This window comes from Rhodococcus sp. O3 (assembly GCF_048897285.1).
In the GTDB taxonomy this organism is placed as follows: domain Bacteria; phylum Actinomycetota; class Actinomycetes; order Mycobacteriales; family Mycobacteriaceae; genus Rhodococcus.
In genome coordinates, this window is record NZ_JBMBTE010000170.1 from 1 (window position 1) to 7964 (window position 7964).

The 7964-nt window shown below is 71.0% G+C and carries 9 protein-coding genes; all 9 read left to right on the top strand.

Features of this window, described 5'->3' with window-relative positions; translation table 11 throughout:
- Nucleotides 1–602 (top strand): RibD family protein (locus ACN675_RS26290; protein ID WP_420753621.1); only part of this gene is annotated, 602 nt, incomplete at its 5' end.
- Complete coding sequence (locus ACN675_RS26295; protein WP_420753622.1) at nt 603–1211, top strand: riboflavin synthase; 609 nt, start codon at nt 603–605, stop codon at nt 1209–1211. It abuts the gene before it with no gap.
- Between the two features lie 83 nt (nt 1212–1294).
- Complete coding sequence (locus ACN675_RS26300) at nt 1295–2545, top strand: bifunctional 3,4-dihydroxy-2-butanone-4-phosphate synthase/GTP cyclohydrolase II (protein WP_420753623.1); 1251 nt, start codon at nt 1295–1297, stop codon at nt 2543–2545.
- Nucleotides 2545–3027 carry a 6,7-dimethyl-8-ribityllumazine synthase gene (gene ribH, locus ACN675_RS26305; RefSeq protein ID WP_197253121.1) on the top strand — a complete coding sequence of 161 codons (483 nt, stop codon included), beginning with the start codon at nt 2545–2547 and terminating at the stop codon, nt 3025–3027. Before ACN675_RS26300 ends, ribH begins: the two co-directional genes overlap by 1 nt.
- Nucleotides 3024–3503, top strand: a complete 480-nt coding sequence (locus ACN675_RS26310) for a PH domain-containing protein (RefSeq protein ID WP_420753624.1) — start codon at nt 3024–3026, stop codon at nt 3501–3503. Before ribH ends, ACN675_RS26310 begins: the two co-directional genes overlap by 4 nt.
- Nucleotides 3504–3512: 9 nt before the next feature.
- Complete coding sequence (uvrC, locus tag ACN675_RS26315) at nt 3513–5672, top strand: excinuclease ABC subunit UvrC (protein WP_420753625.1); 2160 nt, start codon at nt 3513–3515, stop codon at nt 5670–5672.
- Between the two features lie 14 nt (nt 5673–5686).
- Entirely contained in the window at nt 5687–6601 is a 915-nt protein-coding gene (gene rapZ / locus ACN675_RS26320) for an RNase adapter RapZ (protein WP_420753628.1), read from the top strand.
- A complete protein-coding gene (locus ACN675_RS26325) occupies nt 6598–7599 on the top strand; it encodes a gluconeogenesis factor YvcK family protein (RefSeq protein ID WP_420753626.1) in 1002 nt (333 codons plus the stop codon). The genes rapZ and ACN675_RS26325 overlap by 4 nt, the downstream gene beginning before the upstream one ends.
- A partial coding sequence (gene whiA / locus ACN675_RS26330; RefSeq protein WP_420753627.1) for a DNA-binding protein WhiA occupies nt 7590–7964 on the top strand: 375 nt, incomplete at its 3' end. The genes ACN675_RS26325 and whiA, both read left to right, overlap by 10 nt.

Consider the following 7964-nt stretch of genomic DNA (forward strand, 5'->3'; position numbering starts at 1 on the left):
TGCACCGCACCCGGACCGGGCGTCCGCACGTGACGTGGAAGTACGCGGCCACCTTGGACGGGCGCATCGCCGCCGCCGACGGCACCAGCCAGTGGATCTCCGGACCGGAATCCCGCGCGATCGTGCACGCCGAACGGGCCCGCCTCGACGCGATCGTCGTCGGCACCGGCACCATCCTCGCGGACGACCCGTGGCTCACCGCCCGGCTCCCGGACGGTTCCCTCGCCCCGCACCAGCCGCTGCGGGTCGTGGTCGGCACCAGCGAGCTGCCGACCCGGGCCCGGGTGCTCGACGACGCCGCGCCGACGCTGGTGCTGCGCACCCACGACGTCGAGGAGGTGCTCGACGCACTCACCGACCACCCCGACGTCCTGCTCGAGGGCGGTCCCCGCCTGGCCGGGGCGTTCCTCGCCGCCCGGCGTGTCGACCGCATCCAGGCCTACATCGCGCCGGTACTTCTCGGCGACGGATGGTCCGCTGTGAGGGACGTCGGAGTGCACACGATCTCCGAGGCGATACGGTTTCGTCGGGAGCGCGTCGAAACGGTCGGCGCCGACGTGTTGATGACCCTGGTCCCCGACCGGGAGCAAAGGAGCGGGTAGGTGTTCACCGGGATCGTCGAGGAACTGGGTGAGATCGTCACGCGCGAAGACCTGGCGGACGCGGCACGCTTCACCGTCCGCGGGCCGCTGGTGACCTCGGACGCGAAGCACGGCGAGTCGATCGCCGTCAACGGTGTGTGCCTGACCGTCGTCGACGTCGTCGAGGGAGACAAGTTCACCGCGGATGTGATGCAGGAGACACTGAACCGTTCGAGCCTCGGGCAGCTCGCCGCCGGCAGCCGCGTCAACCTCGAACGTGCCGCCGCGCTCGGCAGCCGTCTCGGGGGGCATCTCGTGCAGGGGCACGTCGACGGCACCGGCACCGTGATCTCCCGTTCCCCCTCCGAGAACTGGACCGTCGTGCGGATCTCCTTGCCGGACACCGTGTCCCGCTACGTCGTGGAGAAGGGGTCGATCACCGTCGACGGAGTCTCGCTGACCGTCTCCGGTCTCGGCGGCGAACCGGGAGCGGAATGGTTCGAGATCTCCTTGATCCCCACCACCCTGTCGCTGACGACCCTGGGCACCGCCGAACCGGGCACCGTCGTCAATCTCGAGGTGGATGTGATCGCCAAGTACGTGGAGCGCCTGCAGCACGCGGGCCGCTGAGTCGTACTGTTGAATGCGGCAGTTTCCGCGTGCCGCGGTAGTGCAAGCAGTTGTTGGAAAATCGAGATTTGGAGCCCAGGCAAGTGACGAGGTTCGACACGATCGAGCGCGCGGTTGCAGACATCGCCGCCGGTAAGGCCGTCGTCGTGGTCGACGACGAGGATCGGGAGAACGAGGGCGACCTCATCTTCGCGGCGGAGAAGGCCACCCCCGAACTGGTGGCGTTCATGGTGCGGTACACGTCGGGTTACCTGTGTGTGCCGCTCGACGGCGACGACTGCGACCGGCTCGGGCTGCCCCCCATGTACTCGACCAACCAGGACAAGCACGGCACCGCGTACACGGTCACCGTGGACGCGAAGGAAGGCATCGGCACCGGCATCTCCGCGGCCGACCGCGCCGCGACCATGCGACTGCTGGCCGACCCGAACACCCGCGCCGACGACTTCACCCGCCCCGGTCACGTCGTGCCGCTGCGCGCGAAGGAAGGCGGCGTGCTGCGCCGCCCCGGCCACACCGAGGCCGCCGTCGACCTGGCCCGCATGGCCGATCTGCGTCCCGCCGGCGTCATCTGCGAGATCGTCTCGCAGAAGGACGAGGGCGAGATGGCCCGCACCGATGAACTGCGCGTCTTCGCCGACGAGCACGAACTCGCCATGATCTCCATCGCCGACCTCATCGCGTGGCGCCGCAAGCACGAGAAGCACGTCGTGCGCGTCGCCGAGGCCCGTATCCCGACCCGCCACGGCGACTTCACCGCCGTCGGCTACCAGAGCATCTACGACGAGGTCGAGCACGTCGCGCTGGTCCGCGGTGACATCGCCGGACCCGACGGCGACGGCTCGGACGTGCTCGTGCGGGTCCACTCCGAGTGCCTGACCGGAGATGTGTTCGGCTCGCTGCGCTGCGACTGCGGCCCCCAGCTCGACGCCGCCCTCGAGATGATCGCGGCCGAAGGGCGCGGTGTCGTGCTGTACATGCGCGGGCACGAGGGCCGCGGAATCGGCCTCATGCACAAGCTGCAGGCCTACCAGCTCCAGGATTCCGGGTCGGACACCGTCGACGCGAACCTGCAGCTCGGCCTGCCCGCCGATGCCCGCGACTACGGCATCGGCGCGCAGATCCTCGTCGATCTCGGCATCTCGTCGATGCGGCTGCTCACCAACAACCCGGCCAAGCGGGTGGGTCTCGACGGCTACGGTCTGCAGATCACCGAGCGGGTCGCGATGCCGCTGCGCGCCAACGCCGAGAACCTCACCTACCTGCGCACCAAGCGCGACCGCATGGGCCACGACCTGATCGGGCTCGACGAGTTCGAGGCCGGTGACGCCTGATGAGCGGGGAAGGTCTGCCCGACCTGCAGCTCGCCGACGCGCGCGGACTGCGCCTGGCGATCGTCGCGGGTAGCTGGCACCAGAAGATCTCCGACGCCCTGATCGCCGGCGCGCAGCGCGTCGCCGACGAGGCCGGCATCACCGACGTCACCCTCGAACGCGTCGCCGGTGCCATCGAGCTGCCGGTCGTGGCGCAGCAGCTGGCCCGCACCCACGACGCCGTCGTGGCGCTCGGCGTCGTCATCCGCGGTGGCACCCCGCACTTCGAGTACGTGTGCGACGCCGTCACCTACGGGCTGACCCGGGTCGCCCTGGACGAGGGCACCCCGGTCGGCAACGGTGTGCTCACCACCGACACCGAGCAGCAGGCCCTGGACCGGTCCGGGCTGCCCGGCTCCGCCGAGGACAAGGGCGGCCAGGCGTGCGCCGCGGCTCTCGACACCGCGGTGACGCTCCGGCGCCTCCGGGAGACGGATCGATGACCGCACACACCACCAGCACGACGGAATGGGAGCTCGACGTCCAGAGCGTCAAGATGCGGCGCTGGATCATCATCGGTGCTTCGGTTCTGATGCTCGGTCACATCGGTGCCGCGCTGGTCCTGCGCGGTGGCGAGTACACCGGTGCGAATCTGCGCCTGGCCGATCAGATCGCGATGATCGCGATCGGCCTGGTGGTGTCCGGGTTCACCCTGATGTACGCCCGGCCCCGGTTGCGGGCCGGAGCGGCCGGGATCGAGGTCCGCAAGGTGTTCGGCGAACGTCGCCTGAGCTGGGACGAGGTCGGTGACCTCAGCTTCGATCACGGTGGCCCGTGGGCCCGCCTCGAACTGCCTCACGACGAGTACCTGCCCGTCGCGGCGCTGCAGGTGCGGGACGGGCAGCACGCGGTCGACGCCGTCGACTCGTTCCGTCGGCTGCGCGCGCGGTACGGCGGACACGTCGGCACCGGCGACTAGCCTGGACCCGTGCCCGACCCCTCCTCCTACCGCCCCGCTCCCGGATCCATCCCCACCGAGCCGGGTGTCTACCGCTTCCGTGATCCGCACGGCCGCGTCATCTACGTGGGTAAGGCGAAAAGCCTTCGCTCGCGCCTGAACTCGTACTTCGCGGATGTGGCGTCGCTGCACCCGCGGACCCGGCAGATGGTCACCACGGCGGGCAGCGTCGAATGGACGGTGGTCAGCACCGAGGTCGAGGCGCTGCAGCTCGAATACAACTGGATCAAGGAATTCGATCCGCGATTCAACGTCCGCTACCGCGACGACAAGACCTATCCGATGCTCGCGGTCACCCTGAACGAGGAGTATCCGCGGCTGTTCGTCTACCGCGGTCCGCGGCGCAAGGGGGTGCGCTACTTCGGTCCGTACTCGCACGCGTGGGCGATCCGGGAAACCCTGGATCTGCTGTTGCGGGTGTTTCCCGCCCGCACCTGCTCGGCCGGGGTGTTCAAACGGCACACGCAGATCGGCCGGCCCTGCCTGCTCGGGTATATCGACAAGTGTTCGGCGCCGTGCGTCGGACGGGTCGACGCCGCCGAACACCGCCGCATCGTCGAGGACTTCTGCGACTTCCTCGCCGGCCGCACCGACAAGCTGGTCCGCGACGTCGAGGCACGCATGCAGGCCGCGTCGGCGGAACTGGACTTCGAGACCGCCGCGCGGCTCCGTGACGACCTGGGGGCGCTGCGCCGGGCACTCGAGAAGCAGGCGGTCGTTCTCGGTGACGGCACGGACGCCGACCTGGTGGCGTTCGCCGGCGACGACCTCGAGGTCTCGGTGCAGGTCTTCCACGTCCGCGGGGGCCGGGTCCGCGGGCAGCGCGGGTGGGTCGTGGAGAAGTCCGGGGACGTCGTCGACCGTCCCGACGCCGCCGACCGGATCGACACCGAGCACACCGGCGAACACACGGAGGAGTCGCTGCTCGTCGAGCAGTTCCTCACCCAGTTCTACGGCGAAGAAGCCGCGCTCACCGAAGCAGGGCCCACCGACAGCGGGGACGCCGAACCGGCGGGAAGTGCCGTGCCGCGCGAGGTGCTGGTGCCGGCACTGCCCCCGGACCCGGAGGAGATGAGCCGCTGGCTCGCCGGGCTGCGCGGCGGACCGGTCCGGTTGCGGGTGCCGCAGCGCGGCGACAAGAAGGCCCTGGCGGAGACGGTGCAGCGCAACGCGCAGGAGGCCCTCTCCCAGCACAAACTGCGCCGCGCCGGAGACTTCACCGCGCGGTCCGCGGCGTTGCAGGGCATCCAGGACGCGCTCGACCTGGACTCGGCGCCGCTGCGCATCGAGTGCGTCGACATCAGCCACGTGCAGGGCACCGACGTCGTCGCCTCGCTGGTGGTGTTCGAGGACGGCCTGCCCCGCAAGTCGGACTATCGGCACTACGCGATCAAGGAAGCCGCCGGCGACGGGCGCTCCGACGACGTCGCGTCCATCGCGGAGGTCACCCGCCGCCGCTTCCTGCGGCACCGTCGCGACGTCGCGGCGGCGGAGGGTGCCGAAGGTGGGGACGGGGGAGATTTCTCCACCGAGGCCGCGCTCGACCCGGCCACCGGCAAGCCGCGGCGCTTCGCGTACCCGCCGAACCTGTTCGTCGTGGACGGCGGCGCCCCGCAGGTCGCGGCCGCCGCGGAGGTCCTCGACGAACTCGGGGTCACCGACGTGTCGGTGATCGGCCTGGCCAAACGGCTCGAGGAGGTGTGGGTCCCGGGCGAATCCGACCCGGTGATCCTGCCGCGCACCAGCGAGTCGCTGTATCTGCTGCAGCGGGTCCGCGACGAGGCGCACCGTTTCGCGATCACCTTCCACCGCAGCAAGCGGTCGCGGCGGATGACCGCGTCCGCGCTGGACGGGGTCCGCGGACTCGGGCAGACCCGGCGCACCGCGCTGGTCAAGCACTTCGGGTCGGTGGCGCGGCTGCGGGAGGCGAGCGTCGAGGAGATCACCGCCGTCCCGGGCATCGGAGCGGCCACCGCCCGCGCGGTGCTCGACGCGTTGCGCGCGGACGATCCGGGGGCCGCCGACACGCCGTCCGTCCTGCCCGTCGCCGATGAGGCTGCGCAGGACACGCCGGTACGTGATGATGACATCGTCGGCGTGTCGGGAACGGGAGCGGAGCCGCAACTGTGAACCAACAATCTGCGATCGAGACGGAACCGGGCGGCGCCGAGGCCGTCCCGGGGGATCGACGTGCCGAGGTGACGCTGGTCACCGGGCTGTCCGGGGCCGGCATGAGCACCGCGGCCACGGCCCTCGAGGATCTCGGCTGGTACGTGTCCGACAACGTGCCGCCGCAGCTGGTCATCGCCATGGTCGATCTGGCGGTGCAGGCCGAACCGCCGCTCGAGCGGCTCGCCGTCGTGATGGACGTGCGCAGCCGGTTGTTCACCGGCGACCTCGGATGGGTCGTGACCGAACTCGCCGCGCGCCCGGTGCGCACCCGGGTGCTGTTCCTCGAGGCCACCGATGCCGTGCTCATCCGGCGGTTCGAGCAGGTGCGCCGCAGCCATCCGCTGCAGGCCGACACCGCCGACCGCACCCTCGCCGACGGCATCGCCGCCGAACGCGCCCAGCTCGCCCCCGTCAAGGCCGCCGCGGACCTGGTGGTCGACACGTCCGCGCTGTCCGGGCCGGAACTGCGCCGCAAGATCGAATCGGCGTTCGGTGACGCCGCCGCCGACACCATCCAGGTCACCGTGGAGTCCTTCGGATTCAAGTACGGTCTGCCGATGGACTCGGACCTGGTGTGCGACGTGCGCTTCCTGCCGAACCCGCACTGGGTGCCGCAGCTGCGCGACCACACCGGGCAGGACGCCGACGTGCGCGACTACGTGCTCTCCCGCGACGGCGCGGACGAATACCTGCAGACCTATCATCGAGTGCTCCGATTGACCACGGCCGGCTACCGTCGGGAGGGAAAGCGCTACATGACGATCGCGGTGGGCTGCACCGGCGGCAAACACCGGAGCGTGGCGATGGCGGAAGCGCTCGCCGCGCGCCTCGAACAGGACCCGGCGTTGACGGTGCACGTCGTGCACCGGGATCTGGGCCGCGAATGACCGGGCCCGCGATCGTTGCACTCGGCGGCGGTCACGGACTGTACGCGACGCTCAGCGCGGTCCGACGCCTCACCGACCGGGTCACCGCCGTCGTCACCGTCGCCGACGACGGCGGCTCGTCGGGGCGCCTGCGCGCCGAACTCGGCGTCATCCCACCCGGCGACCTGCGCATGGCGCTGGCGGCGCTGGCCGCCGACACCCCGGAGATCCGGGTGTGGACCGAAACCGTGCAACACCGGTTCGGGGGCACCGGTGCGCTCGCCGGGCACTCGGTCGGCAATCTGATCCTCGCCGGGCTCACCGAGGTCCTCGGCGACCCGGTCGCCGCGCTGGACCGGCTGGCCGCCGTCCTCCAGGTCAACGGCCGCGTGCTGCCGATGTCGCCGATCCCGCTGGACATCGAGGCGGACGTCTCCGGTCTCGAATCCGATCCCCGGGTCAGCCGCGGCATCCGCGGCCAGGTCGCGGTCGCGACCACCCCCGGCAAGGTTCGCCGGGTCCGGCTCATCCCGGCAGATCCGCCGGCGTGCCCGGACGCGCTCGCCGCCGTCGACACGGCCGACCTGGTGGTGCTCGGTCCGGGCTCGTGGTTCTCGAGCGTCATCCCGCACGTCCTCGTGCCCGACCTGCTCGACGCGCTCATCCGCACCCCGGCCCACAAGGTGCTGGTCCTGAACCTGGCGGCGGAACCGGGGGAGACCGCCGGGTTCTCCACCGAACGTCACCTGCACGTGCTGGCGCAACACGCCCCGGGCTTCCACGTCGACCACATCGTGGTCGACGCGGCGACGGTGCCGCCCGGGCGGGAACGCGAACACCTGTGCCGGGCCGCGGCCGGCTTCGGCGCCGAGGTCGTCTACGCGGACGTCGCGGAGCCCGGCACCCATCGACACGACCCCGCCAAACTGGCGGAGGTTCTGGCAACACACCTGCCTGCCGCGTCCGGCACCGCCGGCGCACGCGACAGCAGCCGAAGGGAGAACGTCTCGTGGCAATGACAGCGGAGGTCAAGGACGAGCTGAGCAGGCTCGCGGTGACCCGCACCAGCAGCCGCAAGGCCGAGGTGTCCGCTCTCCTGCGTTTCGCCGGTGGCCTGCACATCGTGGGCGGCCGGGTGGTGGTCGAAGCCGAGGTGGACCTCGGTTCGATCGCCCGTCGACTGCGTCGCGAGATCTTCGAGCTGTTCGGCTACTCCGCGGAAGTGCACGTGCTCGGCGCCGGCGGGCTGCGCAAGAGCTCGCGGTACGTCGTGCGGGTCGCCAAGGACGGGGAAGCGCTCGCCCGGCAGACCGGTCTGCTCGACCTGCGCGGGCGTCCGGTGCGCGGGCTGCCCGCCCAGGTCGTGGGCGGCAGCATCTCCGAC

What these genes read in the sequence shown, in the direction of transcription:
- ribH (WP_197253121.1), top strand. Translation starts at nt 2,545, where the DNA reads ATGAGCGGGGAAGGTCTGCCCGACCTGCAGCTCGCCGACGCGCGCGGA.
- ACN675_RS26310 (WP_420753624.1), top strand. Translation starts at nt 3,024, where the DNA reads ATGACCGCACACACCACCAGCACGACGGAATGGGAGCTCGACGTCCAG.
- ACN675_RS26325 (WP_420753626.1), top strand. Translation starts at nt 6,598, where the DNA reads ATGACCGGGCCCGCGATCGTTGCACTCGGCGGCGGTCACGGACTGTAC.